This window comes from Mesorhizobium sp. B2-4-19 (assembly GCF_006441315.1).
In the GTDB taxonomy this organism is placed as follows: Bacteria; Pseudomonadota; Alphaproteobacteria; order Rhizobiales; family Rhizobiaceae; genus Mesorhizobium.
Genome location: NZ_VFUV01000005.1, coordinates 133,236 through 159,529, shown reverse-complemented (window position 1 = coordinate 159,529; position 26,294 = coordinate 133,236). Strand labels below are relative to the sequence as shown.

Annotated in this window: 24 protein-coding genes and 1 pseudogene; 17 read left to right on the top strand and 8 right to left on the bottom strand. The window is 64.1% G+C overall.

Annotation, left to right across the window (positions count from 1 at the left end):
* Positions 1–55: 55 nt before the first annotated feature.
* The 6 genes from FJ546_RS11360 to FJ546_RS11335 all read left to right on the top strand — a co-directional run bounded on the left by FJ546_RS11360 (position 56) and on the right by FJ546_RS11335 (position 7,438).
* Positions 56–1,318, top strand: coding sequence for an efflux RND transporter periplasmic adaptor subunit (locus tag FJ546_RS11360; protein ID WP_140889413.1), 1,263 nt, complete (start codon positions 56–58; stop codon positions 1,316–1,318).
* Positions 1,315–4,476, top strand: a complete 3,162-nt coding sequence (locus FJ546_RS11355; RefSeq protein ID WP_140889412.1) for an efflux RND transporter permease subunit — start codon at positions 1,315–1,317, stop codon at positions 4,474–4,476. The genes FJ546_RS11360 and FJ546_RS11355 overlap by 4 nt, the downstream gene beginning before the upstream one ends.
* A 78-nt stretch (positions 4,477–4,554) precedes the next feature.
* Positions 4,555–5,172 (top strand): nitrile hydratase subunit alpha, encoded by a 618-nt coding sequence (nthA, locus tag FJ546_RS11350; RefSeq protein WP_140889411.1) that lies wholly within the window; start codon positions 4,555–4,557, stop codon positions 5,170–5,172.
* Positions 5,169–5,828: a nitrile hydratase subunit beta gene (nthB, locus tag FJ546_RS11345; protein ID WP_140889410.1), complete on the top strand. Its 660-nt coding sequence runs from the start codon at positions 5,169–5,171 to the stop codon at positions 5,826–5,828. Before nthA ends, nthB begins: the two co-directional genes overlap by 4 nt.
* Positions 5,815–6,174, top strand: coding sequence for a nitrile hydratase accessory protein (locus tag FJ546_RS11340; RefSeq protein WP_181167899.1), 360 nt, complete (start codon positions 5,815–5,817; stop codon positions 6,172–6,174). Before nthB ends, FJ546_RS11340 begins: the two co-directional genes overlap by 14 nt.
* 136 nt (positions 6,175–6,310) lie before the next feature.
* Positions 6,311–7,438, top strand: coding sequence for an ATP-dependent RecD-like DNA helicase (locus tag FJ546_RS11335; RefSeq protein ID WP_010910153.1), 1,128 nt, complete (start codon positions 6,311–6,313; stop codon positions 7,436–7,438).
* Between the two features lie 2 nt (positions 7,439–7,440).
* Here FJ546_RS11335 and FJ546_RS11330 read toward each other — a convergent pair whose 3' ends face one another.
* Positions 7,441–7,860 carry an STAS/SEC14 domain-containing protein gene (locus FJ546_RS11330; RefSeq protein ID WP_140889408.1) on the bottom strand — a complete coding sequence of 140 codons (420 nt, stop codon included), beginning with the start codon at positions 7,858–7,860 and terminating at the stop codon, positions 7,441–7,443.
* A 158-nt stretch (positions 7,861–8,018) separates the two neighbouring features.
* Here FJ546_RS11330 and FJ546_RS11325 point away from each other — a divergent pair, with 158 nt between their 5' ends.
* From FJ546_RS11325 to FJ546_RS11310, 4 genes are all read left to right on the top strand, one after another.
* Positions 8,019–8,759, top strand: coding sequence for a pyridoxine 5'-phosphate synthase (locus FJ546_RS11325; protein WP_140889407.1), 741 nt, complete (start codon positions 8,019–8,021; stop codon positions 8,757–8,759).
* Positions 8,760–8,857: 98 nt separating this feature from the next.
* Entirely contained in the window at positions 8,858–10,771 is a 1,914-nt protein-coding gene (locus tag FJ546_RS11320) for a potassium transporter Kup (protein WP_140889406.1), read from the top strand.
* Between the two features lie 187 nt (positions 10,772–10,958).
* Positions 10,959–12,878, top strand: coding sequence for a potassium transporter Kup (locus FJ546_RS11315; protein ID WP_140889405.1), 1,920 nt, complete (start codon positions 10,959–10,961; stop codon positions 12,876–12,878).
* Between the two features lie 41 nt (positions 12,879–12,919).
* Entirely contained in the window at positions 12,920–13,954 is a 1,035-nt protein-coding gene (locus FJ546_RS11310) for an aldehyde reductase (protein ID WP_140889404.1), read from the top strand.
* A gap of 6 nt (positions 13,955–13,960) precedes the next feature.
* Here the strand turns inward: FJ546_RS11310 and FJ546_RS11305 are convergent.
* Positions 13,961–14,197 (bottom strand): annotated as a pseudogene (locus FJ546_RS11305) (SDR family NAD(P)-dependent oxidoreductase); the annotation flags it as partial.
* Between the two features lie 61 nt (positions 14,198–14,258).
* Here FJ546_RS11305 and FJ546_RS11300 point away from each other — a divergent pair.
* Positions 14,259–15,518: an NAD(P)/FAD-dependent oxidoreductase gene (locus FJ546_RS11300; protein ID WP_140889403.1), complete on the top strand. Its 1,260-nt coding sequence runs from the start codon at positions 14,259–14,261 to the stop codon at positions 15,516–15,518.
* On the opposite strand, the gene FJ546_RS11295 is transcribed toward FJ546_RS11300, so the two are convergent.
* Complete coding sequence (locus FJ546_RS11295) at positions 15,505–16,344, bottom strand: glutathione S-transferase family protein (RefSeq protein WP_246686809.1); 840 nt, start codon at positions 16,342–16,344, stop codon at positions 15,505–15,507. The genes FJ546_RS11300 and FJ546_RS11295 overlap by 14 nt on opposite strands.
* Before the next feature lie 67 nt (positions 16,345–16,411).
* On the opposite strand from FJ546_RS11295, the gene FJ546_RS11290 reads away from it, so the two are divergent.
* From FJ546_RS11290 to ilvC, 3 genes are all read left to right on the top strand, one after another.
* Positions 16,412–16,870 (top strand): MarR family winged helix-turn-helix transcriptional regulator, encoded by a 459-nt coding sequence (locus FJ546_RS11290; RefSeq protein WP_140889563.1) that lies wholly within the window; start codon positions 16,412–16,414, stop codon positions 16,868–16,870.
* Between the two features lie 171 nt (positions 16,871–17,041).
* A complete protein-coding gene (locus FJ546_RS11285; protein WP_181167906.1) occupies positions 17,042–17,695 on the top strand; it encodes a TetR/AcrR family transcriptional regulator in 654 nt (217 codons plus the stop codon).
* Positions 17,696–17,721: 26 nt separating this feature from the next.
* The gene (ilvC, locus tag FJ546_RS11280) at positions 17,722–18,741 is read left to right on the top strand and encodes a ketol-acid reductoisomerase (protein WP_010910140.1); all 1,020 of its coding nucleotides are present in this window, start codon (positions 17,722–17,724) and stop codon (positions 18,739–18,741) included.
* Positions 18,742–18,982: 241 nt separating this feature from the next.
* Here the strand turns inward: ilvC and FJ546_RS11275 are convergent, their stop codons facing one another.
* A complete protein-coding gene (locus tag FJ546_RS11275; protein WP_140889401.1) occupies positions 18,983–19,582 on the bottom strand; it encodes a BA14K family protein in 600 nt (199 codons plus the stop codon).
* A 187-nt stretch (positions 19,583–19,769) separates the two neighbouring features.
* On the opposite strand from FJ546_RS11275, the gene FJ546_RS11270 reads away from it, so the two are divergent.
* Positions 19,770–20,885, top strand: a complete 1,116-nt coding sequence (locus FJ546_RS11270) for an endonuclease/exonuclease/phosphatase family protein (RefSeq protein WP_140889400.1) — start codon at positions 19,770–19,772, stop codon at positions 20,883–20,885.
* A 41-nt stretch (positions 20,886–20,926) separates the two neighbouring features.
* Complete coding sequence (locus FJ546_RS11265; RefSeq protein ID WP_140889399.1) at positions 20,927–21,643, top strand: hypothetical protein; 717 nt, start codon at positions 20,927–20,929, stop codon at positions 21,641–21,643.
* Here the strand turns inward: FJ546_RS11265 and FJ546_RS11260 are convergent.
* From FJ546_RS11260 to FJ546_RS11245, 4 genes are all read right to left on the bottom strand, one after another.
* Entirely contained in the window at positions 21,640–21,882 is a 243-nt protein-coding gene (locus FJ546_RS11260) for a hypothetical protein (protein ID WP_140889398.1), read from the bottom strand. The two genes, FJ546_RS11265 and FJ546_RS11260, sit on opposite strands and share 4 nt — an antisense overlap.
* Before the next feature lie 125 nt (positions 21,883–22,007).
* A complete protein-coding gene (locus FJ546_RS11255; protein ID WP_140889397.1) occupies positions 22,008–23,225 on the bottom strand; it encodes an ABC transporter permease in 1,218 nt (405 codons plus the stop codon).
* The gene (locus FJ546_RS11250) at positions 23,222–23,935 is read right to left on the bottom strand and encodes an ABC transporter ATP-binding protein (RefSeq protein ID WP_140889396.1); all 714 of its coding nucleotides are present in this window, start codon (positions 23,933–23,935) and stop codon (positions 23,222–23,224) included. The genes FJ546_RS11255 and FJ546_RS11250 overlap by 4 nt, the downstream gene beginning before the upstream one ends.
* A 4-nt stretch (positions 23,936–23,939) precedes the next feature.
* A complete protein-coding gene (locus FJ546_RS11245) occupies positions 23,940–25,232 on the bottom strand; it encodes an efflux RND transporter periplasmic adaptor subunit (protein ID WP_140889395.1) in 1,293 nt (430 codons plus the stop codon).
* 101 nt (positions 25,233–25,333) lie between these two features.
* On the opposite strand from FJ546_RS11245, the gene FJ546_RS11240 reads away from it, so the two are divergent.
* Positions 25,334–26,242, top strand: a complete 909-nt coding sequence (locus FJ546_RS11240; RefSeq protein WP_140889394.1) for a PhzF family phenazine biosynthesis protein — start codon at positions 25,334–25,336, stop codon at positions 26,240–26,242.
* The last annotated feature ends 52 nt before the right edge of the window (positions 26,243–26,294 follow it).

Below are 26,294 nucleotides of genomic sequence, written 5' to 3'. Positions count from 1 at the left end.
TGCGCTAGAATACGACCCCAGACTACGGCGTGTCGGACGGAGAGGCCTTTTGTCGATGCGTGGAAAAGTCATTGTTTCATTGCTTGTCGTCGCCTGTGCGGGCGCGGCCTGGCTCTATCTGTCTCCGGACACGCTGGGCAAGGTTAAGCAACTCATCGGCGCAAAGCAGGTCGTGGCGTCGGATAAGGCGGCAACCGACAAGCAGGCAGCCGGGGGCAAGCAGGGGGCCGGCGGCGGCGCCCGTTCGGCCTCGATCGTTTCGGCGGCGGCAACCACGGCCGACTTCCCGATCCGGCGCTACGCCATCGGCTTCGTCTCTTCGCCCGCCGTGGTCAGCATCAATGCGCGGGTCTCCAGCCAGATCGTGTCGATCGACGTCAAGGACGGGCAGATGGTGAAGGCGGGCGACACCCTGTTCTCGCTCGACGACCGGGCGCTCAAGGCGCAGCTCGCCAAGGACCAGGCCACGCTCGCCAAGGACCAGGCGCTGCTTGCCAGTTCGAATTCCGATTTTCAGCGCGCCAAGGACCTTGTCGCCAAGCAGGCCGGCACGCAGCAGACCTACGATCAGGCCGTAGCCGCACAGAAGGCGGCGGCCGCCACTGTCGACGCCGACAAGGCGACGATCGACGCGGACAATGTCCAGCTTGGCTTTGCCACCATCGCGGCGCCGATCGCGGGTAGGCTGGGTGCGGTCAACGTTGCCGTCGGCGATCTGGTGACCACCAGCAATGGCAACAGCAGCAACTCGACGCCGCTGGTGACCATCACCCAGATGGACCCGTTGCAGGTCAACTTCAACTTGCCGGAAAGCAACCTTGCGCTGCTGCACAAGGCGCTTGCCGATCCGCAGCAAGGGGCGGTGACGTTGACCAAGGATGGCGCGCCGACGCCGATCGGCAAGGGTACGCTCGATTTCGTCGATTCCAGCGTCGATACCGCCTCGGGCACGATCGCCACGCGGGCGAGCATACCGAACGTCGATCTGTCGCTGTGGCCGGGCCAGTATGTGAATGTCGTCCTCGACGCCGGCATCATGCCGCAGATGACCTCCGTTCCCACCGTCGCGGTCCAGCCCAGCCAGAAGGGGCCGTTCGTCTATGTGGTCAAGCCGGACAACACGGTCGAGATGCGGCCGGTGCAGGTGGCGCTGACCGAAGGCGAAAACAGTGCCATCAGCCAAGGCCTCAAAGCCGGCGAGAAAGTGGTCACGGAAGGCCAGACCAGGCTGAAGGATGGCGCCGCCGTGCACGAAGGCACCGCGGCCGCCGCGCCCAAGGTGGCCGAAGCAACCAACGCCGGCGAGGCGGCCCGATGATTTCCGAATTCTGCATTCGCAGGCCCGTCGCCACCCTCCTGATGTCGTTCGCCCTGGTGCTGGCTGGACTGTTCGCCTACAAATTCCTGCCGGTGGCAGCACTGCCCAGCGCCGAATTCCCGGTGGTCAACGTCTCGGCTTCACTGCCGGGCGCCTCGCCGGAAACCATGGCGACATCGGTGGCGACGCCGCTGATCAAGCAGTTCGCGACCATCGCCGGCATCGATTCCATTTCGACCACGAACTCGCTGGGCCAGACCTCGATCGCCATCCAGTTCGTGCTCAACAGGAATATCGACGCAGCGGCGGCGGATGTGCAGGCCGCGATCGCGCGAACGCAAAAATCGCTGCCGCCGCAGATGACGTCGCCACCCAGCTATCGCAAGGTCAATCCGGCCGATGCGCCGATCCTTTTGATGTCGCTGGTCAGCGACACGGTTCCGCTGACCGACCTCGACGCCTTTGCCGAGAACGTCATCTCGCCGTCGCTGTCGACCATCGACGGCGTGGCCCAGGTCTCGATCTTCGGCCAGCAGAAATATGCCGTGCGCATCCAGATCGATCCGACAGCGCTTGCCGCGCGCGGCATCTCGATCGATCAGTTGCAGACGGCGCTTGCGTCGGCCAACAGCAATACGCCGCTCGGCGTGCTGCAGAACAACAAGCAGCAGTTGACCATCACCGCCAACACGCAGCTGACCAATGCCGCGGGCTTCTCCAACCTCATCATCGCCACCAAGAACGGCCATCCGGTGCGGCTGGGCGAGGTGACCCGCGTCGTCGATTCGGTGCAGACCACGACGACGGCGAGCTGGTATGACGGCACGCGCGCGATCATCATGGCCGTGCAGCGCCAGCCCGACGCCAACACTGTCGACGTCGTCGACAAGGTCAAGGCGATGCTGCCGTCCTTCCAGGACCAGATGCCAGCCGCTGCCCAGATCAAGCTGCTCAACGACCGCTCGACCTCGATCCGCCAGGCGGTCGACGACGTGCAGTTCACGCTGCTGTTGACCATTGCGCTGGTGGTGATGGTGATCTTCGTGTTCCTGCGCCGGGTGACGGCGACCATCATCCCGGCCGTGGCGGTGCCGATCTCGCTGATCGCCACGCTGGCTGCGATGTTCCTGTTCGGCTTTTCCATCGACAATATATCACTGATGGGTCTGACGCTGGCGGTGGGCCTCGTCGTCGACGACGCCATCGTCATGCTGGAAAACATCTTCCGCCACATGGAGGAGGATGGGTTGTCGGCCTTCGACGCGTCGTTGAAGGGCGCGCGCGAAATCGGCTTCACCATTATCTCGATCTCGATCTCGCTGGTGGCCGTGTTCATCCCCGTGCTTCTGATGGGCGGTGTCATCGGGCGCATCTTCAATGAGTTCGCCGTGGTGGTGACGGTCGCCATCCTGGCATCGATGTTCGTGTCGCTGACGCTGACGCCGATGCTGTGCTCGCGGCTCTTGTCGGTCACCAAGGCCGATCGCGAAGCACACGCCCCTGGCCACAAGCGGGACCTCCTCACAGGCGGCTACGACCGGGTCCTGAGCTTCTGCCTGCGCCACACTTTCCTGGTGTTCCTGGTCTTCATCAGCACCGCGGCAGCATCGGTGTGGCTGATCGAGATCTCGCCGAAGGGCTTCTTCCCGCAAGAGGATATCAGCCAGATCTCGGTGACCACCATCGCGCGGCAGGACATTTCGTTCGACGCCATGGTGAAGCTGCAAGGGCAGGTGGCAAGCGTCTTTTCCCATTCGCCCTATGTTTCGCATGTGGCCTGGTCGGCAGGCAGCGGCAACAATGCATTGAACCAGGGCCAGCTCTATGTGCAGTTGAAGGACAAGAGCCAGCGACCCGACATCGAGAAGGTACAGGCGGATCTGCGCAAGCAACTGGCCGGCGTGGCGGGTATCGAAGCCTACATGCAGCCGGTGCAGAACCTGAGATTGGGTTCGCGGTCGTCCGCTAGCGCCTACCAGTTGGTGGTTCAGGGCCTCGACACCGTCCAGACCGATATCTGGGCGCAGAAACTGAATGACGCAATGGCGGCCGACCATGCGACCTTCACCGACGTCACCAGCGACCTGCAGAACAATGCGCTGCAGGCATCGCTGGTGGTGGATCGTGACAAGGCTGCCCAGCTTGGCATCGATACCGGCACGCTGCGCTCCGCTCTCTACGGCGGGTTCGGCACCGACCAGGTTTCGACGATCTTCGGTTCGGCCGACAGCTACGAAGTCATCACCGAGCTCGATCCCAAGATCGAATGGTCGCCCGAGCGGATGCTCGCCATCCAGATGCGCACGGCGAGCGGCAGCCTGGTTCCGCTTGGTGCCTTCGCCCGCGTCGATCGCACGGCGGGCGCCCTGACGGTCAACCAGCTCGGCCAGCTTCCGGCTGTGACCATCTCCTACAATCTGCCGCAAGGCGTGGCGCTTGGCGACAGTACGGCTCGCATCAGCGCGCTGAAGGACCAGATCGGCATGCCGACGGCGATCTCGACTTCCTTCGCCGGCACGGCCAAGACCTTCCAGGATTCGCTTGCCAATCAGGGCCTGCTCATCGGCGGCGCTATCCTGACGATCTATATCGTGCTCGGCATTCTGTATGAGAGCTTCATCCACCCGCTCACCATCCTCACCGGCTTGCCGTCGGCGGTGCTGGGCGCGGTCGTTGCCTTGCGCTTCGCCGGCATGGATCTGTCGGTCATCGCGGTGATCGGCATTCTGATGCTGATCGGCATCGTCAAGAAGAACGGCATCATGATGGTCGACGTCGCGCTTGAATTGCGACGAGAGGGCATGTCGGCCAAGGACTCCATCCACAAGGCCTGCCTGATGCGTTTCAGGCCGATCATGATGACGACGCTGGCGGCGCTGATGGGCACGTTCCCGATCGCGCTCGGTACCGGCGCCAGCGCCGAACTGCGCCAGCCGCTGGGCGTCGCCGTTGTCGGCGGCCTGCTGGCCTCGCAGGCGCTCACCCTGTTCGTGACACCGGTGATCTACGTCTACATGGAGAATTTCTCGGGCTGGCTCGCCGGGCTGATGCCGAAGCGCAAGGCCGAGTTGCCCGCGGTCGTTGATGCCGAACAGCCGTCGCTGTTCGGCATCAACGACGACATCCCGGCCGAGCCGCAGAAGACGGCGGCCGAATAGCCGGCCATCAGGCGCTGATTTCCGCTGGCCCAAGCCGTCATGCTTGCGGCCGGCGGGGCGGGACCGTAATTTGCGGCCATGTCCCATGATCATGACCACGACAACGAGCTCGATCCGTTTGCCGCCCGCGTGCGGGCGCTGGAGACCATCCTGACCCGCAAGGGGCTGATCGATCCGGCGGCGATCGACGTCATCGTCGATACCTACGAGACCAAGATCGGCCCGCGCAACGGCGCCAGGGTGGTGGCTAAGGCCTGGAGCGATCCTGCCTATGCGGATTGGCTCAAGCGCGATGCGACGGCGGCGATCGAATCGCTGAGCTATACCGGCCGCCAGGGCGAGCACATGCAGGCAGTGTTCAACACCGAGGAGACGCACAACCTCGTCGTCTGCACGCTGTGCTCCTGCTATCCATGGTCGGTGCTTGGCTTGCCGCCGGTCTGGTACAAGGCGCCGCCCTATCGGTCGCGCGCGGTGATCGATCCGCGCGGCGTGCTCGAGGAATTCGGACTGGCGCTGCCGGCCGCAACCAAGATACGCGTCTGGGATTCGACGGCGGAACTGCGCTATCTCGTCGTGCCGATGTGCCCCAAGGGAACCGAAGGCTGGAGCGAGGAACGGCTGGCCGCACTGGTGAGCCGCGATGCGATGATCGGCACGGCGCTGGCCAAAGCACCGGAGGGGCAGCCGGCATGAACGGGCCGCACGATCTCGGCGGACAGATGGGGTTCGGACCGGTCGCGCCCGAAAAGGACGAGCTTTATTTCCACGCCGAATGGGAGAGGCGGGCGCTCGGCGTCACGCTGTGCGCCGGCGCCATGGGCGCCTGGACCATCGACGAGAGCCGGCATGCGCGGGAATCGCTGCATCCGGCCGACTATTATTCCTCTAGCTATTACCAGATCTGGATCAAGGCACTGGAAACGCTGCTCAAGCGCCATGGTTTCGTCAGCGAACGCGATCTCGAGGCGGGCGACGCGATCGATGCGGCGGCGACCCCCAAACGGGTGCTGAAGGCGGAAAATGTGCCTGCCGTGCTGGCCAAGGGCGGTCCCTGCAACCGGCCGATGGCGGAGCCGGCGCGGTTCAAGGCCGGCGACGCCGTGCGGGCGAAGAATTTCAACCCGACCGGCCACACAAGGCTGCCGCGCTATGCGCGTGGCAGGCAAGGCAAGATCGAGGCGGTGCGCGAGGGCTTCGTCTTCCCCGACAGCAACGCGCATGGGCAAGGCGAGAACCCGCAATGGGTCTATACGGTGGTTTTCGACGGCACGGAGATCTGGGGCGAGGGCGCGGATCCGACGCTGACCGTTTCGATCGATGCCTGGGAGAGCTACCTTGAGCCGGCCTGACGGGGCCGCCGCCGATTTGCCCGCGGGCCTGGATGCGCCGGTTTTCGCCGAGCCCTGGCAGGCCGAGGCGTTCGCCATGACGGTGGCGCTGCACGACAAGGGCCTGTTCTCGTGGAGCGAGTGGGCGGATGCGCTCTCGGCGGAAGTGAAGAAGCCGGGTGCGGCAGCCGATGGCCATGACTATTACGAGCATTGGCTGGCGGCGCTGGAAACCCTGCTTGCCTCGAAGGGGCTGGCCGCCAAATCCGATGTCGATGCGATGGCGCGGGCCTGGGAGCGCGCCGCGCATGCCACGCCGCACGGCAAGCCGATCCTGCTGGAGAACGATCCGCACGCCGCGAGATGATCACCGGCGGAACGATGGTTGTTCCCTTTACGTTCTTGGTTGCGCCTGATAATCTGGGCGTGGGGAGTTAGCCGCCGTCTGTATCGATGGTGGCGCCTATCTTGTCTTTCCCTCGCGAATCCGGTCACACGATCAGATGGAATTTTCTCCCCAACAGGACGAGGCGCTGCAAGCGGTCGCCCGCTGGCTGCAGGCCGGTAAGCCGCAGCTGTTCAGGCTGTTCGGCTATGCCGGCACCGGCAAGACGACGCTGGCGCGCTATTTCGCCGAACATGTCGACGGCCAGGTGCAGTTCGCCGCCTTCACCGGCAAGGCCGCCCAGGTGCTGCGCTCCAAGGGTGCGGTCAATGCCCGCACCATCCATTCGCTGATCTACAGGCCCAAGGGCGAGGAATCGGTGGAGGACGAGGTGACCGGCAAGACTTCGATGTCGCCGACCTTTTCGCTCAACCGGCAGAGCCCGATCTCGCGCGCGAAACTGGTCGTCATCGACGAATGTTCGATGGTCGACGAGCAACTCGGCCGCGACCTGATGAGTTTCGGCACGCCGATCCTGGTGCTGGGCGATCCCGGCCAGTTGCCGCCGATTTCGGGCGGCGGCTTCTTCACCGATCACGAGCCCGACTTCCTGCTCACTGAAATCCACCGGCAGGCGCGCGACAATCCCATCCTGCGGCTGGCGCTCGACGTGCGCGAAGGCCGCGAATTCATGCGCGGCGACTATGGCACGGCGCAGGTGATCGGCAAGGAAGACGTCACCCAGGAACTGGTGCTCAAGGCGGACCAGGTGCTGGTCGGCACCAACCGCACGCGGCGCCGCTACAATCAGCGCCTGCGCGAACTCAAAGGCTTCAATGCCGACTATCCGCAGGCCGGCGACAAGCTGGTCTGCCTGCGCAACGATCCAGCCAAGGGCCTGCTCAACGGCTCGCTGTGGAAGGTGATGACCTCGTCACGCGAGACGGTGAAGCCGGGCATCAACCTCCTGGTCTCGCCGGAAGAAGACGATCCGGACCGCGGCGTCGCCAAGATCAAGCTGCTCAAGGCGGCGTTCGAGGATCCCGACGCCGACATCCCCTGGCAGCAGAAGAAGCGTTTCGACGATTTCGACTATGGCTACGCCTTGACCGTGCACAAGGCGCAGGGCTCGCAGTGGAACGAAATCGTGCTGTTCGACGAAAGCTGGGCCTTCAAGGAAACGCGCCAACGCTGGCTCTATACCGCGATCACCCGCGCGGCCGAAAGATTGACCATTGTCAGATAGAGTTACGACGCCGGCTTCTCCCGCACGCCGACCTTCCGGACCCCAAGCCATTCCCAGGCCTCTTCTTCGTCATCGGCCTTGAAATGCCTGAATTCGATGGGCGACGACGCGGGCAAAGCGTGTCGCGCGTCCGGCGTCCAGTCCGGCGTGCCGATCGCTGCGCAGCGACCTATATGCTCCAGCGCATGGATGGTGCCCTGCTTCAGGGTCTCGTCGGAGATGTCGGTCCAGTCGACGCCGTCGTGATCGACGATGCGCACGGCCACGTCGATTCGCTGATGCACCGCGTAGGCCGCCTCCAGCAGACCGAACAGGTTTTCCGCATCGGCCGCCGAGACATGACCGACCACGTCGATGGCGAACAGGTCGTCGCGATCGGTGTCGATGCGACGGATCGTCGGCACGGATTGCAGGAAATTCACGAATGGGCCTCCTTGCGCAATACAGCTCCGTCTTCTGGAACACCGGAAACCCCTATCTGTTCCCGTCAAAGGCGCTATAGATGCCCAGTCTCAAGCGTGCCGCGGCTGAACGGATAGGTGTGGCGCGTGTTAACCGCCTGATTTCAGGGACACCAGACATGCCCGCAAAGCTTTCCGTCAACCTCAACGCCATCGCCATGCTGCGCAACCGGCGCGACCTGCCATGGCCCAGCGTCACCGGCATCGGCCGGCTTGCGCTTGCCGCCGGGGCGCATGGGCTGACCGTGCATCCGCGTCCCGACGAGCGTCATACGCGGCATTCCGACCTGCCCGAGATCCGGGCGCTGATCGACGATGAGTTTCCGCAGGCCGAATTCAACATCGAGGGCTACCCGAGCGAGGATTTCCTGGCGCTTGTGGAAAAGCATCAGCCCGAACAGGTGACGCTGGTTCCCGATGATCCGGCGCAGGCGACCTCCGACCATGGCTGGAACTTCGTCGCCGATGCGGCGATGCTGACGCCTATCGTCAGGCGCCTGAAGAAGGGCGGCTTCAGGGTGTCGCTGTTTTGCGACGCCGATCCCGCCGGCATGACAGCCGCGCGCGATACCGGCGCCGACCGGATCGAGCTCTACACCGGCCCTTATGGCAGCTACCATTCCGATTCCGCAAAAGCCGCCAAGGAACTGGAACGATTGGGAAAAACGGCCGACGCGGCACTCGCCGCTGGTCTGCAGGTCAATGCCGGGCACGATCTGACGGTGGGCAATCTGCCGGCCCTGGCCAAGCGCATTCCGGCATTGGCCGAAGTGTCAATCGGACATGGGTTGACAGCCGACGCGTTGGAGTATGGCATGGCCGGCACGGTGGGTCGGTTTCTTAGGGCTTGCGGTTGGTAGGGGTGGAGTTTCGCCTTGCAGGTATGGCAGCCATAGCGTGCAATTGACATCGCATCGCAGCATGCGTGAAGCACCGCGCGCTCGTCGGGGAGTGGTCTATGGACCTTGCCAGACGCGATAGCGAGGCCGAAACCGTCGAGCAGTCGAGCCATTCCGGAGCCGAACAGCACAGCACCAAGGTTCTTATGCTGGGTGCGCTCGGCGTTGTCTATGGCGATATCGGCACCAGTCCGATCTACGCTTTCCGTGAGGCGCTTCACGCTTCGCCCGGTATCGATACGCGCGCTCAGGTGCTTGGTGTGCTGTCGCTGATCGTCTGGGCGCTAACGATCATCGTGACGATAAAATATGTCGCCTTCGTACTTCGCGCCGACAATAAGGGCGAAGGCGGTACGTTATCGCTGATGTCGCTGGCGCGAACCGCCTATCCCAAAGGTGCGCGACTCATTCTGGCGATCGGCCTTTGCGGCGCGGCGTTGTTTTTCGGCGATTCGATCATAACGCCGGCCATCTCCGTGCTGTCGGCGGTCGAAGGCCTCAGGGTGGTGACGCCGACACTGGACCCCTACGTCGTGCCGATCACGCTGCTCATCCTGGCCATCCTGTTCTCGGTGCAGCGCTTCGGCACGGGAAAGGTGGCGGCGGTGTTCGGGCCGGTGACCGCACTATGGTTCCTGGCTATCGGCGTAGCAGGGCTCTATCACCTGTTGGACAATCCATCGATCCTGCTGGCCATCAATCCCTATTACGCGGTCGCCTATCTCGCCAGCACACCCACGGCCGCCTTTGTCACTGTCGGCGCGGTGTTCCTGGCGGTGACCGGCGCCGAGGCACTTTATGTCGATCTCGGCCATTTTGGACGCAAGCCTATCGTGTTGGCGTGGTTTTCCGTGGTTTTCCCCTGCCTGCTGCTCAACTATTTCGGGCAAGGTGCTTTTGTGCTGGCCAATGGCGGGAGGCCGACCAATCCATTTTTCCAGATGCTGCCTGACTGGGCACTGATGCCGATGGTGGGGCTGGCGACGGCCGCAACCGTCATCGCTAGCCAGGCAGTCATCTCCGGTGCTTTTTCGCTGACCCGCCAGGCGGTGCAGCTTAACCTTCTGCCACGCATAGAGGTGCAGCATACGTCCGAAATGCAACTCGGCCAGATCTACATGCCCCGCATCAATCTGCTCGTCGCCCTGGGGGTGATGCTGCTGGTCGTCGGTTTCGGCAGTTCGAGTTCGCTGGCTTCCGCCTACGGCATCTCGGTAACCGGCGAAATGCTGATGACGACGATCCTGTTGTTCGTCGTGATGCGCAAGCTGTGGAAATGGGGGCTGGCGGTCGCGCTGCCGCTGACATTGCTGTTCGGCATCATCGACAGCGGCTTCTTCCTGGCAAACATCGTCAAGATATTCGAAGGCGGCTGGGTATCGATCACGGTTGCCTGCCTGATGGGGCTGATCATGTGGACCTGGATACGCGGCACGCGCTATCTGTTCGACAAGACCCGCCGCAACGAGATCCCGCTCGATTTCCTCGCCGCCAATTTGCTGAAGAAGAAGCCGCATCTGGTGTTCGGCACCGCGGTGTTCCTGACCAGCGATCCGCTCAGCGCGCCGACCGCGCTGATGCACAGTCTGAAGCACTACAAGGTGCTGCATGAGCAGAACGTCATCCTTTCGGTAATGACGGCGCCGCAGCCGGTGGTGCCTGATAGCGACCGGGTCAAGATGGAGACGGTCAACGAGTTGTTCATGCGGGTGACTCTGACCTTCGGCTATATGGAACAGCCCAACATTCCGCGCGCGCTGGCAATCTGCCGCAAGCAGGGCTGGAAGTTCGACATCATGACGACATCGTTCTTCCTGTCGCGGCGCTCGCTCAAGGCCTCGCCCAATTCCGGCATGCCGGTGTGGCAGGATCGCCTGTTCATCGGCTTGGCGCGCACGGCGGCGGATGCGACCGAATATTTCCAGATCCCGACCGGGCGTGTCGTGGAAATCGGCACGCAAGTCGCTATCTAAAGGCTGATACGGCAGCTTTTAAGGGCGCCAGCCATGCCGCGCGGCCGCGAAATCAGCTCGCGACCATTGGATTATAGACCATTTCCCAAGGAGCCTAGCGTTGCCAACATGGGAGCCATCACGCTACGGCACTTGATATTGCATCGCAGCAAGCGTAGAGCACCGCGCGCTTATCGGAGTGTCGTCCATGGCCCTTACCAATGCTGGTACTGAGGCAGAACCCGTCGAACAATCGAGCCATCCAGAAATCGAGCAGCACAGCACCAAGGTGCTGATGCTGGGCGCGCTCGGGGTCGTCTATGGCGATATCGGCACCAGCCCGATCTACGCCTTCCGCGAGGCGCTGGTGGCGTCGTCCCATGGCAACGTCGCGCAACGCGGCGATATCCTTGGCGTGCTGTCGCTGATCATCTGGTCGCTGACCATCATCGTCACCATCAAATACATCATGTTCGTGCTGCGCGCCGACAACCGCGGCGAGGGCGGCGTGCTGTCGCTGATGGCGCTGGCGCGCGGCAGTTTCCCGAAGCGCTCGGCCGTCATCCTGGGCATCGGTATAGTCGGCGCCTCGCTGTTCTTCGGCGACGCGGTCATCACGCCGGCGATTTCGGTGCTGTCGGCGGTCGAAGGCATGAATGTCGTCACCCCTGCCTTCCAGCCCTATGTCGTGCCGCTCACGCTGGTCATTCTTGCCGTGGTGTTCGCAGTGCAGCGTTTTGGCACCGGCGGGGTGGGATTGGTCTTCGGCCCAGTGACCGCGATATGGTTCCTGGCGATCGGTCTGTCGGGCCTCAATCACATAGTCGCCGATCCGGAAATCCTGTGGGCGATCAGCCCCCACTACATCGTTGCCTTCCTGATCCATTCGCCAGATGTTGCCTTCGTCACCATCGGCGCCATTTTCCTGGCGGTGACAGGCGCCGAGGCGCTCTATGCCGATCTCGGCCATTTCGGCCGCAAGCCGATCGTGCTGGCCTGGCTGTCAATCGTCTTTCCCTGTCTGCTGCTCAACTATGCCGGGCAGGGTGCCTTCGTGCTGGCCAAGAACGGCGTCGTCGGCCATCCATTCTTCGAGATGAACGAGGGCTGGGCCCTGATCCCGATGGTGGTGCTGGCGACCGCGGCGACGGTCATCGCCAGCCAGGCGGTGATATCAGGCGCCTTCTCGCTGACCAGGCAGGCGGTGCAGCTCAACATGCTGCCGCGCCTCGAAATCCTGCATACCTCGGAAAAACAGTCCGGCCAGATCTACATGCCGCGCGTCAATCTCCTGCTGGCGCTGGTGGTGATGCTGCTGGTGGTCGGTTTCGGCGAATCCAGCAAGCTGGCCTCCGCCTACGGCATCTCGGTGACCGGCAACATGCTGGTGACGACCACGCTGCTCTTCGTCATCATGACGCGCATCTGGAAGTGGAATCTCTGGCCGGCGATTGCGCTGACGGCGCTGTTCGGCCTGATCGACATCGGCTTCTTTGCCTCCAACATCGTCAAGGTGTTCGAGGGCGGCTGGGCTTCGCTGGCGGTGGCCTTCACCATCGTGCTGGGCATGTGGACCTGGGTGCGTGGCAGCCGCTATCTGTTCGACAAGACCCGCCGCAACGAGATTCCGCTCGATTTCCTCGCCGCCAATCTGCTGAAGAAGAAGCCGCAGCTTGTGTCCGGCACCGCGGTGTTCCTGACCAGCGATCCGCTCAGCGCGCCGACAGCGCTGATGCACAGCCTGAAGCACTACAAGGTGCTGCATGAGCAGAACGTCATCCTTTCGGTGGTGACGGCGCCGCAGCCGGTGGTGTCCGACAGCGACCGGGTCAAGATGGAGACGGTCAACGAGCTGTTCATGCGGGTGACGCTGACCTTCGGCTATATGGAACAGCCCAACATTCCGCGCGCGCTGGCGATCTGCCGCAAGCAGGGCTGGAAGTTCGACATCATGACGACGTCGTTCTTCCTGTCGCGGCGCTCGCTCAAGGCCTCGCCCAATTCCGGCATGCCGGTGTGGCAGGACCGCCTGTTCATCGGCCTGGCGCGCACGGCGGCGGATGCGACCGAATATTTCCAGATCCCGACCGGCCGCGTGGTAGAGATCGGCACACAGGTGGCGATCTGACAAGTTCGATCGCCTTTGCCTGAAAAGGTGCGGAGGCGGGCATGAGCGGCGAATTGGTCCTTGTCACCGGCGGGTCGGGCTTCCTCGGCGCCCACTGTATCCTTGCCCTGCTGAACGCGGGCTACCGCGTGCGCACGACGGTGCGCTCCGCCAGGCGTAAAACCGATGTTCTGGCCATGCTCAAGGCCGGCGGTGCCGAGCCTGGCGACAGGCTTTCGTTTGCCATGGCCGACCTCATGAGCGACGCCAGCTGGCCGCAAGCAGTCGCCGGCTGTGACTATGTGCTCCATGTTGCGTCGCCATTTCCACCCGGCGTGGCGAAGCACGAGGATGATCTGATCATCCCGGCTCGCGAGGGGGCGCTGCGCGTGCTGCGGGCGGCGCGGGACGCTGGTGTCAAACGCGTCGTGCCGACCTCGTCCTTCGCGGCAATCGGTTACGGGAAGATGCCGCCCGACGGCCGGCCGTTCACGGAGGAGAGCTGGACCGATCCGACGGCCAAGGTCAGCGCCTATGTGAAGTCGAAGACGCTTGCCGAGCGCGCGGCCTGGGATTTCATCGCCGCGGAGGGCGGCGGGCTGGAATTGGCGGTCGTCAATCCGGTAGGCATCTTCGGGCCTGTGCTCGGCTCCGACCATTCGACCTCCACCGAATTCGTCCAGCGCATGATGAACGGCGCCGTGCCGGGGCTGCCGCGCCTGTCCTTCGGCGTGGTCGACGCACGCGACGTGGCTGACCTGCATGTGCGCGCCATGACCAATCCAACCGCCAAAGGCGAGCGCTTCCTGGCGATATCGGGTGATTTCATGACTGTGCGGGAAATCGCGCAGACCTTGAAGACGCGGCTCGGCGACGCGGCAGCGCGCGTCAAGACCCGGGAACTTCCCGATTGGCTGGTGCGGATCGTGGGACTGTTCAACCCCGAAGCCGCGCAGCTGGTGACGGAACTGGGCAACGTCAAGAATGCCACCAGCGCCAAGGCCGTGCGCATGCTCGGCTGGGCGCCACGCTCGCGTGAAGACGCGCTGGCCGCCACCGGCGAGAGTCTGATCCGGCTCGGCCTGCTCAAGAAGTAGCGCCTTTCAGCCAGCCAGTGCGGCCTTGTTGGCTTCGAGGAACTGTTTCAGCGTTCGCGGCTTCCTGCCGGAAAGCGTTTCGACCGCGTCCGTTGCCATGGCGATGCGGCCGGACCGCGTGTTGGCGTCGAAAGACACGATGACGCGAGCGAATTCCTCGGGAACGCCGGCCGCCTTCACGCCTTCGGTCAGGACCTCGTCGGGCAGCTGAATGACGTCAAGCGGCTTGCCGGTGACTTCGCTCGGCTTGAACCGCCGGGCAGCGTTCGACGGCGCGACTTGATTTCATCAGGCGGCTGAAGGATTGTCCCGGCCAGTTCGGCTTGGGGGCATCGGCATTTCCTACGACATTGCAATTGCAGGCGCCGGTCCGGCGGGGCTGGCCGTGGCGCTGTATCTCAAGCGGGCAGGGCACAGGGTCACCATCTTCGAGCGCTTCGAGGAGCTGCAGCCGACCGGCTTGACCGTTTTGGCCGATCTCGGCCTGCTCGACGACATACTGGCACTCGGCGCCCGCATCGACCGGCTGCACGGCGCCGATGCCTCGACCGGGAGCACCGTGCTCGACGTCCGCTACGATGCCCAGCGCGGCCGCCGGTTCGGCCTGGCCGTGCACCGTGCGGCGCTGTTCGGCGTGCTCTTCCGCACCGCCCAGCGCGAGGCCATCGCCATCGAGACCGGCGTTGAGATCGAGACGGTCGAGGCCGGCGAGCGGGCGATTCTTGTCTGTGGCAATGGACGAAGTGCGGGGCCGTTCGACTTGGTCGTCGACGCCAGCGGCTCGCGCTCGAAACTGCGGCGGAGCGTTGGCGCTGCGGGCGCGCCACACCCTCTGACCTATGGCGCGTTCTGGGCATCGCTCGGCTGGCGTGGCGAAGGCTTTGACGAGCACGCGCTGTCGCAGCGCTACGACAAGGCCAGCGTGATGATCGGCGTGCTGCCGATCGGCCGGTCGGAGCCGGGCGCAAAGACGATGGCGGCCTTCTTCTGGAGCCTGAAGCCTGATGATGCCGACGCGGTACGCGCTGTCGGCCTCGACGCCTGGAAGGAGAAGGTGGTGCGGCTGTGGCCGCAAAGCGAAGCGTTCACCAGCCAGATCGACAGTTTCGACCAGCTGTCGCTGGCCCGCTACGGCCATCACACGATGAAACAACCGGTCGGCCGGCGGCTGGCCGTCATCGGCGATGCCGCGCACTCGACCAGCCCGCAGCTTGGGCAAGGGGCCAATATGGCGCTGCTCGATGCCGCCGCGCTCAGCCACGCGCTGGCGCGCACGCAGAACATCGAGGCAGCGCTCGCAGCCTATGCCAAGGCGCGGCGCTGGCACGTGCGTGTCTTCCAGGCGTTGTCGCTGGCGTTCACGCCGTTCTACCAATCGGATTCGGTGGCACTGCCCTTCATCCGCGACAGGCTGGTGGCGACCGTCGCGAAAATTCCGCCGGCGCCGCAGTTTCTGGCGTCGATGGTCGCCGGCACGGTGATCGATCCGTTCAGGCGGGCAGGGTTAAAGGAGACGGATTGGCCGAGGACGGATAACCGCGACGTGCGCGTCACAAGGTCTTAGTTCGCCCAGCCGCTGCACGCTTCTGCTGGCGCTCGCCTCCATGGTCGCCGGCATGATGATCGATCCGCTCAGGCGGCAGGGCTTGTCGAAGCTCGGTGGCTTGATCGCCACGGCGGATGAGGCTCGACAGGAAGGATCCCTTCGCTTGCAGGAAAGCATGCAGACGCTGCGGATAATCCGGCGCGACGGCGTGCTTGATCGACGGACGATCACTCAGCGCCTTCCTCCAGGCCTGGACGTGCGGCTTGCCGTCCAGGATGTCGAAATCGCCGATCCGGTCGAACGCGTCGAGATATCTGAAGACAGGGCCGTACACCGCATCGACCAGCGAAAAGCGGTGGCCGGCGAACCATGGCGCGCTCCGCAAGGCATCGTCCGCCAGTTCGGCCTCAAGGCGGTCAAACATCCCCGACAGCGCGCGGGACTCGGCAAGGAAACCGGCCTCGGTCGGTGCTGAATAGAGCCGGCCGATGGCGTTGAGCACGGCCGAACCGTATTCGATCCAGGCACGGTGCCGGGCACGGGCGTAGGGGTCGACCGGGTGGAGGGGCTTAGCCTGCGTCTCCTCGAGGAATTCGAGGATGACCGCGGATTCGAAGATTGTCGTTTCGTCGCCATTTCGCTGGACGCGCAACAGCGGCACCTTGCCGAGCGGCGAGATGGCCTTGAACCAGTCCGGCTTGTCGGCGAGGTCGATGTCGACGCGCTCGAACGGCACGCCTTTCTCGGTCAGCGAGATCGCCGCACGCTGGACGTAGGGGCAGAGAGGGTGGCTGACGAGAATGAGGGCGTTCACGGATTGGTTCCGATGTTGATGCAGTTGCATGCATATAGATGCATCTGCATTGATCGTCAAGCTTGATGCATCTGCATCTATCTCTTATGGTGCGGCCATGACCGAGAAAGCCACGCCTTCGCCGGAAGCCATCAAGGCCTGGGCTCGCCTGATGCGGGTTTCGCGCCAGCTTGTGGAAAGCGTCGAAGACGCGCTGAAGGAGGGCGGCCTGCCGCCGCTTGCCTGGTACGACGTGCTGCACGAGCTCGCCGAGGCGGGCGAGGGCGGTCTGCGGCCGTTTCAATTGATCGAGCGCACTTTGTTTGCGCAGTACAGCATCTCGCGGCTGCTGGCCCGGCTCGAGGCCGACGGTCTGGTCGAGAAGCTGCCGGTGGCCGATGACGGTCGCGGGCAGACCATCCGCATCACGGCCAAGGGGCGCGAAACGCGCCGCCGGATGTGGGCCGTCTATGGACGATCAATCGCCGAACTGGTTGGCGGCAAACTTTCAGCGGATGAGCTGAAGATGGTGTCGGCGCTGCTGGGCCGGCTGCGTGATCCGCCTGTCCTCGACTGATCTGGCCGCTGTGCGGCGACGCCTCAATGACAGCGCTGGCGCTCGCGGCCGTCGATCTTTTTTCCGCGCCGCCCCCTTGCGCGCCGGGCCGGATTGCGCAATATGCCGAACCGTAACGTACGGTACGGCTATCCGGAAGAACTGGACGGCCTTACCTGCCGAGGGAAGAGCGTGGTGCACATCGTGCCTGACATCGACACCAGCGAGACGCTGACGGAGCGGCAGAAGGCCGTTCTGGATGCGGCGTTGCGGTTGTTGGTTGAGGAGGGCGATCAGCTGACCATGACCGCGGTGGCGCGGCGGGCCAGCTGTTCCAAGGAAACGCTCTACAAATGGTTCGGCGACCGCGACGGGCTGTTGACGGCGACCGTGCAGTGGCAGGCCTCCAAGGTGCGCGTGGCGCCCGTCGACGGCAAGGGGCTTGACCTTGCCTCGCTGACGGCGAGCCTCGAACGCTTTGCTTCCGACTGGCTGAAGGTGATTTCCAGCGACACGTCCATCGCGCTCAACCGGGTGGCGGTCGGCCATGCCGGTTCCGGCAAGGACAACCTTGGCGCCGTCGTGCTGGAGAACGGCCGCTTCGCGCTGGCCAGGCGGCTGAAGCCGGTGCTCGAGGCGGGGCGCCAGGCCGGGCTTCTCGAGTTTGCGGATGCCGAGACGGCATTCCGCAGCTTTTTCGGGCTGGTCGCCCGTGACGTGCAGATCCGTCTGCTGCTTGGCGACCGGCTGGAATTGACTGAGGCGACGATCGGCGGCGATGCCGTTCGGGCGACGCAGCAGTTTCTCGCTCTTTTCGGAGCAAAAACCGGGCCGCAGGGCCTCTGATCTCAAGAAACGGGAAGGAAGTAAAAATGCGCGTCTATTACGATCGTGATGCCGATCTCAACCTGATCAAGGGCAAGAAGGTCGCCATCATCGGCTATGGCAGCCAGGGCAGGGCGCATGCGCTCAACCTCAAGGATTCCGGCGCCAAGGAAATCGCCATCGGCCTTAAGGCCGGCTCGGCGACCGCCAAGAAGGTCGAGGCCGACGGGCTCAAGGTGATGAGCGTGGCGGACGCCGCCAAATGGGCCGACCTGATGATGATGGCGACGCCCGACGAGCTGCAGGCCGACATCTACAAGAACGAAATCGCGCCGAACATCCGCGACGGCGCGGCGATCGCCTTCGCGCACGGCCTCAACGTGCATTTCGGCCTGATCGAGCCGAAGTCGACCGTCGACGTCGTCATGATCGCGCCGAAGGGCCCGGGCCACACGGTGCGCGGCGAATACCAGAAGGGCGGCGGCGTGCCGTGCCTTGTCGCCGTCAACCAGGATGCCTCGGGCAATGCGCTCGACCTGGCGCTGTCCTACGCCTGCGGCGTCGGCGGCGGTCGTTCGGGCATCATCGAGACCAATTTCCGCGAGGAATGCGAGACCGATCTGTTCGGCGAGCAGGTCGTGCTGTGCGGCGGCCTGGTCGAACTGATCCGCGCCGGCTTCGAGACGCTGGTGGAAGCCGGCTACGCGCCCGAAATGGCCTATTTCGAGTGCCTGCACGAGGTCAAGCTGATCGTCGACCTGATCTATGAAGGCGGCATCGCCAACATGAACTACTCGATCTCGAACACCGCCGAATGGGGCGAGTATGTCTCCGGTCCGCGCATCATCACCGCCGAGACCAAGGCCGAGATGAAGCGCGTGCTGAAGGACATCCAGACCGGCAAATTCACCTCGGAATGGATGCAGGAATACCGCGCCGGCCTGTCGCGCTTCAAGGGCATTCGCCGCATGAACGACAGCCACCAGATCGAAGAAGTCGGCGCCAAGCTGCGCGCGATGATGCCGTGGATTTCGAAGAACAAGCTCGTCGACAAGGCCAAGAACTGATCGAAATCCGTTCTTCCCAATCAAAACAAGAAAACGGCGCCGCGAGGCGCCGTCAGACTGCTGACAAACCTCCGCACGTCTCGAAATCACCCAAGATTCACGGAACGTCTCAGATTCAGATCGCGAACAAACCGGAATCAAAACCCCTCGATTTTGACTGCTGTCAAAAACCGAGGGGTTTGTAATCAATCTGACGGCGCCGCGAGGCGCCGTTTTTACCTTGTTCGGTCTGACCTACAGCTCAGCTATAGGGCGACCAGCACTGCTGGCGCGGGCCGCCATAGGGCTGGAACGTGTTGTCCCAGGCGCGGTAAGACCGGTAGCGGTTATAGCACCAGCGGACATGGGCGTTGGAAAGCCGCCCGGCGCGGTAATAGCGGCGCGGTGCCGGCGCATAGTAGTCGTAGTTGTTGTAGTTGTTGTACATGCTGCCGAGGCCGAGCCCGAGGCCAAGGCCAAGGATCGCGGCACCCGCACCGTCATCATAGTAGCCGCGATGGTGATGACGACGCCAACGCCAGTCATCGCCGCGGTCCCAGTTCCCGCGGTTCCAGTTCCCGCGGTTCCAGTTTCCGCCGTTCCAGTTGCCTCCACCGTTCCAGCGCCGACCACCGTTCCAGTTACCTGACCGGCGCCATCTCCAGTCGTCACTGAAGGCCGGGCGGTTATTGCCACCGGCCCACCCTTCGCGCACCGGCGTTACAGCCGGTGCTGCCGTGCTTGTAGGAAGCGCCAGATCCGGTTGCATGATCGGTCCGGCGGCCGATGGCGCCGTGATGCCGGAGACAATGCCGAGCGCAATCAGCCCGGATTTGATGGTGGATGAAAAGAGCGAGTTCATAACACTCTCCAAGAGCTAAAGGCCCCACGCCTACCCTGGAATGGGCCCACTGTGGATCTTTGCGTCTGAACGGCGGATGAACGGAAAGGTTCCGTCAACCATGGCGCGAATGCCGTCAGGTCCAACGATCTTGGCTTGTGGTCCTGCGATCTTGTGTTCCGGCGCTCTTGCAGGCAAAGGTCAGGGCATGTCGCTGCGCCTTGCCACCTTCAATGTCGAGAACCTGATGAACAGGTTCGACTTTTCCGGCTATCGCAACCAGCTCAACGAGGATCGGACGCTGGCGCTGTTCGATATACAGAGCGAAGCCGAATACAAGATGCTGGAGCAGGCCCGCGCCATAGCGCAGTCCGACGACACGCGCCAGCTGACGGCGCTGGCGATCGCCGCCACCCGGGCCGACATCATCTGCATGCAGGAGGTCGACAATATCGAGGCCCTGAAGGCCTTCGAATACGGCTATCTGTTCAAGATGGTGGGGCAGGGCTATCGGCAGAAATACACAACCTCAGGCAATGACTCGCGCGGCATCGATGTCGCCGTGATGATGCGCAACGAGACCGCGCAGGGACAGCCGATCGAATTCGTGCGCATGACCAGCCATGCCTACGTCACCTATGAGCAGTTCGGGCTGCACACGCCTGAACTGGCGGCCCTCGGCAGCCAGGCCAATGAACGCATCTTCCGGCGCGACTGCCTGGAAGTCGACATCACCGTCGGCGGCGTGCCGCTGACGCTCTATCTCGTGCATTTCAAGTCGATGGGCTCGCCGCGCAACGGGCTCGACGGGCGCGAGGCGACGATGCCGGTGCGCATCGCCGAGGCGCAAGCGGTGCGGCGGATCATCGAGGAGCGTTTCGGCAAGGACCATGCCGCCGACAAGCGCTGGGCGATCTGTGGTGACATGAATGATTACCGACAGCGCGTGAAGATCGCCGGCGATGATGTCGACGGCTACCATTTCGAGGTGATCGACGAGGCGCGGTCCTGCATCGACGTGCTGACCGCCGGGGGCTTCTGCGAGAACGTCATCGAGCGTCGGCCGGAAATGAACCGCTGGACCTTCTATCACACGCGTGGACCCGAGGAGCGGCATCTCTGCCAGCTCGACTATATCCTGCTGTCCAGGGGGCTGGCGGCGAAGAACGCCACCGCTGTTCCCGACATCATCCGCAATGGCCAGCCCTGGCGCACGATCTTTCCGGCTGGCCAGGAAGTCGAGCGCTTTCCGCGCGCCGGCTGGGACCGGCCGAAAGCGTCTGACCATTGCCCGGTGGCGATCACGCTGGACATGGTTGGATAAGCATGATCGGGCCTCGATAGGCGACAGTGGGGCTTACACGCATGAGTTTCGATCTTCCGCGCAATGTCATCCTGCCCGTCGATGCCGTCGACGTCCGGCTCGATCCCGGCCCGCATCCCTTCGCCAGGGATAATGCCGCGGCGATCGCCGAGAACTGGCAGCGCGAGATAGCAGCCAATCCGGCGCTGTTCGACGGCACGGTGGTGCTGCTGTCGCAGCTTGCCTGGCGTGACAACAGCCTGATCGGCCGCTGCCATGCGGTCAACTACTCCACCTTCATGCTCTGGCGGAAGCAGCGCGAGAAGTCCGGAGCCGAGCATGCCTATGCCCATGCCATGCTGGTGGCCGGCGACAATGCGCTGGTGGCGATCCGCATGGGACGTCACACGGTCAATGCCGGCCGCGTCTATTTCGCCGCCGGTTCGTTCGAGCCCGTCGATTTCCGCGATGGGCTGGTCGATGTCGACTTCAACATGATCCGCGAGGTGCGCGAGGAGACCGGCCTCGACCTGTCGGCTGCTGAACGCGGCGAGCGCTACCACGCCTTGTCGACGAACAGCGGCACGGTGATCTTCCGCCGTTATCACGAGCCGGCGCCGGCTGATGAGATCGCGCGGCGAATCTCAGCCTTCGTCGCCAGCGAAACCGATCCGGAGATCGAAGGGCCGGTGGTCATACGCCATGCCGGCGACCTGCCGGACGGGTTGACATCGTATATGAAGCCGCTGATCGAGTGGCACTTTTCCGGCGTGGATTAAGGGCGCGTCTTCTCCTGCGCCGCCTTGCGGTCGTTGCGGGCCGCGACGAGGAACAAGATAAAGCCGATGCCCAGCAACCCACCAATGGCCATTCCCATGGTCTGGCCGACGACTGCCTGGAAATCCGACGTGACGCGATCGGGATTGGCCGTGCCGAAGCGGGCGAGGTGCCACCAGATGCCTGCCAGGGCGGCCTCGATGATCACCGTCGTCACGATCAGTCGCGCCTTCTTGCTCATGCGTTGTTCCCTCGACCGGAGATGTCTTGCCTTGGCATCGTCGACCAGCGGGCGACAGGGCCGTCGGTGCGGCAAGCGTCCAAGGTTGGGGTTAGCCGCGGCCGTGGCGGAGCCGGTCCGGCCTTTTATTCGTGCCTCAGCGCGTCGATCGGGTCGAGGCGGGCGCCGCGCAGGGCCGGGAAGAAGCCGAACACCATGCCGATCAGCGCCGAGAAGCCGACGGCGAGCAGGATGACCGCCGGGCTCGGCGCGAAGGGGATGGTCAGCGTCGCTGAGGCCAGGCCGGCGAGCGCCAGGCCGATCAGGATGCCGATGATGCCGCCGAGCAGCGACAGCACCGTCGCCTCGACCAGGAATTGAATCAGGATGTGCTTTTCGTGCGCGCCGATGGCGAGCCTGATGCCGATCTCGCGCGTGCGCTCGGTGACCGAGACCAGCATGATGTTCATGATGCCGATGCCGCCGACCAGAAGGCTGACGCCGGCGACCGCGCCCAGCATGCCGGTCATGGTCGTGGTGGCGCTGGCCATGGCGTCGGCGATCTGCGTCATGTCGCGGATGGCGAAATCGCTTTCGCGATCCGGCGTGATGCGCCTGATATCACGCAAAATGTCCTCGACGCGCGGCTGCAACTCGCTGGTCGGCGTGCGGTCGTCGGCGGCGATGTAGATGTTGTCGATGTCACGATTGCCGGCGATGCGGCGCTGATAGGCGTGCAGGGGCATCAGGACGACATTATCCTGGTCCTGGCCGAAGCCGGTGTAGCCCTTGGGCTCGAGCAGGCCGATGATCTTGCAGGAGGTGCGGTTGACGCGGATGATCTCGCCTTCGGGGTCCCCGGCGCCGAAGAATTGCTGGCGCACCGTCTCGCCGATCAGGCAAACGCCGGTGCCCGAGCGGGTTTCGGAATCGCTGAACGGGCGGCCCGACACCAGCTTCCAGTCGCGCGCATCGAGATAGGCGCTGTCGGTGCCGGTGACGCCTGAGGTCAGGCTCTCGGTGCCGAAGATGACGCGGACCTGCTTTTGCGAGGCCGGCGAAATGGCGCGCGCGCCGGTCAGATGCGCGATCAGCGCCGCAAGGTCCTTCTCGGCCAGCGGCCGCACCACCTGGTCGAGCCCGCCCGGACCGCCGGGGCCTGCCGGGCGTCCGGCACGAACAACCAGAAGATTGCTGCCGAGCTTGGAGATGTCGGCCTTGACCTTCTGCGTCGTGCCCGAGCCGATGGTCAGCATGGCGATGACGGCGGCGACGCCGATGACGATGCCGAGCAGCGTCAGGAACGAGCGCAGCACGTTGCGGCGGATCGAGCGTAGCGAGAGGCGGACGGTTTCCCAGATCATGGCTGTGCCGTTTCCAAGTTCACGTCGTCGGAGGCGACGTGGCCGTCAAGGAAGCGGATGGTGCGCTCGGCATAGTCGGCGACGTCGGCCTCGTGGGTGACCATGGTGACGGTCAGGCCGAGCTCCTTGTTGAGCTTTGTCAGCAGTTCCATGATCTCATGCGTGCGGGCGGTGTCGAGATTGCCGGTCGGCTCGTCGGCGACGAGCAGCATCGGCCGGGTGACGATGGCGCGCGCGATCGCCACGCGCTGCTGCTGGCCGCCGGAGAGCTCGGCCGGCGTGTGATGCTCGCGGCCGACCAGGCCGACCTGGGCGAGCGCCTGCATGGCAAGGTCGCGACGCTCGCGGCTGGCCACGCCGCGATAGATCAGCGGCAGTTCGACATTTTCCGCCGCCGTGGTGCGCGCCAGGAGATTGTAGCCCTGGAAGACGAAGCCGACATAGAGGTTGCGCAGCATGGCGCGGCGGTTGCGGTCGAGCCGGCCGGCGTCGACGCCCAAGAAGGAGTAGGTTCCGGCCGTCGGCGTGTCGAGGCAGCCGATGATGTTCATCGCCGTCGATTTGCCCGAGCCGGAAGGGCCCATGATGGCGACGAATTCGCCGCGCCGGATGGCAAGGTCGACGCCGGCCAGCGCGTGCACCTTGGCCTCGCCCTGGCCATAGCTCTTCCAGACCTTGTCGAAGATGATGAGGGGCGCGCCCGCGGCCACGGCCTCAGCTCCGCAGCTGCGAGGCGGTGATGACCTGGGCGCCTTCCTCCAGGCCGGACGTGATCTCGGTCAGTTCGCCATCGGTCGAGCCGATCTTGACGTTCACCGCATGCGGCCGGCCGTTCTCGAGCACATAGAGTGTGCGCGAGCCGTCGGTAGGGGCCGTTGCGACCTGGCGCTGGCGATTGCCGCCCGGACGGCCCATGCGGCCGGTGAACAGGTCGCTGAAGCTCCATGCGCGGGCTGCTTGCTGCGTCGGGCGATAGCGGAAGGCGCTGGCGGGCACGGTCAACACATCCTTGGCCTGTCTTGTGACGACCGAAACCGTGGCGGTCATGCCGGGGCGCAGCAACAGCTCGTTGTTGTCGACCTCGAGCCGCGCGTTGTAGGTGACGACGCCGTCCGTCGTGACCGAGGCATAGGAGATGTCGCGGATCTCGGCGTCGAACGGCCGCTCCGGGAAGGCGTCGACAGTGAAGCGCGCATGCTGGCCAGTCTTGACGGCGCCGATATCGGCCTCGTCGACCGCCGCCACCAGCTCCATGTTCCGCAAATCGGCGGCGATGATGAACAGCACCGGCGCCTGCAGCGAGGAGGCGACCGTCTGGCCGGGGTCGACCGAGCGCGTCAGCACGATGCCGTCGATCGGCGCATAGATGGTGCTGTTGGCAAGGTCGGTCTGCTGCGATTTCAGATCGGCATTGGCGATGGCGAGATTGGCCTGAGCGCTATCAAGCGCAGCTTTCGAGCGGTCGCGCGTCGCCGTCGCCGCCTCCAGCGACTGGTCGGTCGCCATGCCGCGCTTGGTCAAGGCGGCCGCGCGCACCAGCGCGCTCTCGTTCTCGGCGAGCGTCACCGTGGCGTCCTCGACATTGGCGGCCGCGCCCTTGGCGGAAGCCTCGGCGCGCTCGATCTGCACCTGCAGCTTGGTGGTGTCGAGGGCCGCCAGCACGTCGCCCTTCTTCACCTGCTGATTCTCATTCACCGAGACCGAGCGGATGATGCCGGAGAGCTGGCTGGAAATATCGACCTGGGTGAGCGGCTGCAGCGTGCCCGTCGCCGAGACTTGGACGGTAAGGTCGGCCTTGGCGGCCGGCACCGTGGTGTAATCGATCGCGGCGGGCGTGCCCGCATACCACTGGTAAAGGCCAAGAACGGCGGCGAGCACGATCAGGGTTAGCAACACATAGAGCCAGCCACGTCGGCGCGTCTTGCTCCGCCCCTTCTTGTCGAGCCCGAGCGCCGTCTCGATGGCGGAATCCGATTCCGTCTTTGGCAGATTGACAATCTGGTCCACGTCGGACCCCTATGATGCGTAATATCCCTATCTGTGCACAGATCAGGGTTACCGGCTCAAATATCAAATTAAATTTCGCCCATGTTGGGATTGAGGCAGGAATGCAAACCCGGAATTACTTGCTTTACGATGTGTTTACGACCGTGCGACTGGCCGGCAACCCGCTGGCCGTGGTGTTGGATTGCAAGGGTCTGGACACGGTAGCGATGCAGGCCATCGCGCGCGAATTCAACCTGTCCGAGACGGTCTTCGTGCTGCCGCCGGACAATCCCAAGCATAAAAACCGCATCCGCATCTTCACGCCGGACTATGAAATGCCGTTCGCCGGCCACCCGACAGTTGGTTCGGCAATCGCGCTGGCCGACCTGGATGGCGAAAGCGGGGCCGGCATCTTCGTGCTGGAGGAAAACATCGGCCCGGTGCGCTGCGCCGTCAGCAGGCATGACGGCGCCGCTTTCGCCGAATTCGACCTGGCGAAATTGCCGGAGCCGTTGAAACTCGAGGCCGATCCACAGGCGATCGGCGCCGCCCTCGGCCTGGCGCCGCATGAGATCGGCTTCGAGAATCACCGCGTCGCCTTCTGGTCGGCGGGCGTGCCCTATGTGACCATTCCTGTCGCCAATCTCGAAGCGGCGGGCCGCATCCGGCTGGACAACCAGGCCTGGTCGGAACTGGCGCCACGCAAGAGCGACTGGGCCTTCGCCAGCCCCTATGTCTATTGCCGCGAGACGATGAACCATGAAAGCGCCTTCCATGTGCGCATGATCGTGCCGGGCACGCCTTCCTATGAAGATCCGGCGACCGGTTCGGCAGCGGCCGCTTTCGCCGGCGCCATCATGCATTTCGATGCTCCCACGGATGGTGTTTCGCAGCTGTGGATCGAGCAGGGGCTGGAGATGGGCCGGCCGTCACGCATCCGCCTGGAACTGACCGTGCAGGGCGGAAAACTGGCCTCCGCGCGCATTGGCGGCCATGCGGTCAAGGTGGCGGAAGGCAGACTGTTCGTCTGATCGCAAGAAGGGCCGGAGCCTGTTCCATCCCGATGGAATCGGGATGGGGCTC